The sequence below is a fragment of the Falsiroseomonas sp. RANM36 genome (assembly GCF_056682175.1).
Window position 1 is genome coordinate 95,703 of the sequence record NZ_JBWXTD010000002.1, and the last position, 1,886, is coordinate 97,588.

Sequence of the window (1,886 nt, forward strand, 5' to 3'; positions counted from 1 at the left end):
GCGCCGATCGCCAGCGGGAACAGCATCGCCGCCACGCGGTGCTCGTCGCCGAAGGAGATCGCGGCGAGCACCATGGTGGCGACCATGGTCACCGCATAGGTCTCGAACAGGTCGGCCGCCATGCCGGCGCAGTCGCCCACGTTGTGGGGGGGGGGGGGGGGGGGGGGGGGGGGGGGGGGCGCCGGCCGCGGGAGCCGCCGCCGCGCGCACGCCGCAGCGCGCCCTGGCCGAGGGGCAGGCGGCGATCGGCCGGCGCGGCTACACGACCGCCGCGGCTGCCGCGCGCGAAGTGATCGGCAGCCGCGACACCGCCCGTATCGCCGATGCCCAGATCCTGCTGGGCGACGCCCTGCTGGGGAAGCGCGATTTCGCCGGCGCCGCGGTCGCCTACGACGATGCGCGCCGACGCAACCCCCGCGGCTCCCGCGCGCCGGAGGCGACGGTGGGCATCGCCAATGCCCTGATCGGCCTCAACAACAACCGCGCCGCCTGCACGCTGCTGAACGAGTTGCGCAGCGCCAGCCCCAACCTGTCCGGATCGGTGGCCGAGCGCGCCGCCAGTGCCCGCCGCCGCGCCTCCTGCCGCTAGGCCGGCTGGACCTCCGCCGGCGTTCGCAGCGGCCTCCGCCCTGACCGGCGACGAGTTCGGCGCGCTGATGGCGCCGCTCGGTCCCTTCGGCCGCGCGCCGGTGGTGCTTGCGGGCGTCTCCGGCGGGCCGCCCCGCCGGGCACTGGCCCTGATGGCCGACCGTTGGGCGCGGGCGCGCGGCGGGCGACTGGCGGCGGTGGTCTGCGACCATGGCCTGCGTCCCGAACGCGCCGCCGCGGCGGACAGCGTGGCGGCGATGCGGGGGCGGCGGGGGATTGCGGCGCGGGTCGCGCGGCTCGATCTTTCCGCCGGGCCGGGCGCGCAGGAAAGGGCGCGCGCGGCCCGGCTGCGCGCCCTGCTGCGGGCCTGCCGGGCGGAGGGCGCGCCCTGGCTGCTGCTCGGCCACCCCCAGGCGGCCCAGGCGGAGACGCTGCTGATGCGCGCCCTGGCCGGCAGCGGGCCGGCAGGGCTGGCGGCGATGGCCCCGGCGCGGTCGGCGGCCGCGGCGCTGGTGCTGCGGCCCCTGCTCGGCGTGGCGCCGGCGCGGCTTGAGGCGGTGGTGGCCGCAGCCGGGCTTGCGCCGGTGCGCGACCCCTCCAACCGGGATGAGCGCTTCACCCGCATCCGGCTGCGCGGCGGCCTCGGCGCGCCGGCGATCGCGGTGCTGGCCGAGCCGGCGGGGCGGTTCGGCGCGCGGCGGGCACGCATGGCGGGGCTCGTGGCCGAGCGGCTGGCCGGCGCGGCGTGGCTGCACGAGGCGGGCTTCGCCCGGCTGGACCTGGCGGCGCGCGGCGCCGACCCGGTGGCGCGGGCGGCCCGGGCCGGGCGGGGCCGGGCGGGGGCCGGCGCCGCCGATCCGCCGGCGGAGGGCGCGGGGGCCCGGCGGCTGGCCCGCGGCGAGGGGACGCTGGCGGGCGCGGTGCGGCGCCGCGGCGGGCTGCTGCTGCGCGAGGAAGCGGCGCTCGCCCCGCCGATGGCGGCGCGGCCCGGCCTGGTCTGGGACGGCCGGTTCCGCCTGGGCGGGACGCCGCCGCCGGGGGCGGTGGTCGGCGCGGCCGGGCCGGCGGCGCGCCGCCTGAAGCGGCCGGGCTGGATGCCCGCGGGCGTGGTCCCCACGCTTCCCGCCCTCCATGTGCATGGAACGCTGGCGGAGGTTCCGGCACTGGCCTATCGTGCTGCCGAATGTCCTGCGGAATGCGCTTTCTGGTTCGCGCCTGCGGGCGGGGCGACCACCTGACCCGGGGGGGGGGGGCCGCCCGCGGGCGGGGGGGGGGGGGGGGGGGGGGGGGGGGGGGGG

At 81.1% G+C, this 1,886-nt stretch carries 3 protein-coding genes; 2 read left to right on the forward strand and 1 reads right to left on the reverse strand.

All coding sequences use genetic code 11. The annotated features are described in order from the left end of the window. The coding region (locus AC1MIR_RS01340) for a sodium/proton-translocating pyrophosphatase (RefSeq protein WP_480027041.1) at window positions 1-140 on the reverse strand (140 nt) is incomplete at its 3' end. 149 nt (window positions 141-289) lie between these two features. On the opposite strand from AC1MIR_RS01340, the gene AC1MIR_RS01345 reads away from it, so the two are divergent. Then, window positions 290-589: a tetratricopeptide repeat protein gene (locus tag AC1MIR_RS01345; RefSeq protein ID WP_480026389.1), complete on the forward strand. Its 300-nt coding sequence runs from the start codon at window positions 290-292 to the stop codon at window positions 587-589. 67 nt (window positions 590-656) lie between these two features. Beyond that, window positions 657-1,826, forward strand: a complete 1,170-nt coding sequence (gene tilS, locus AC1MIR_RS01350; protein ID WP_480026390.1) for a tRNA lysidine(34) synthetase TilS — start codon at window positions 657-659, stop codon at window positions 1,824-1,826. The last annotated feature ends 60 nt before the right edge of the window (window positions 1,827-1,886 follow it).

Excerpts from the sequence above, each read along its gene's own strand:
- tilS (WP_480026390.1), top strand. The coding sequence starts at position 657 with ATGGCGCCGCTCGGTCCCTTCGGCCGCGCGCCGGTGGTGCTTGCGGGC.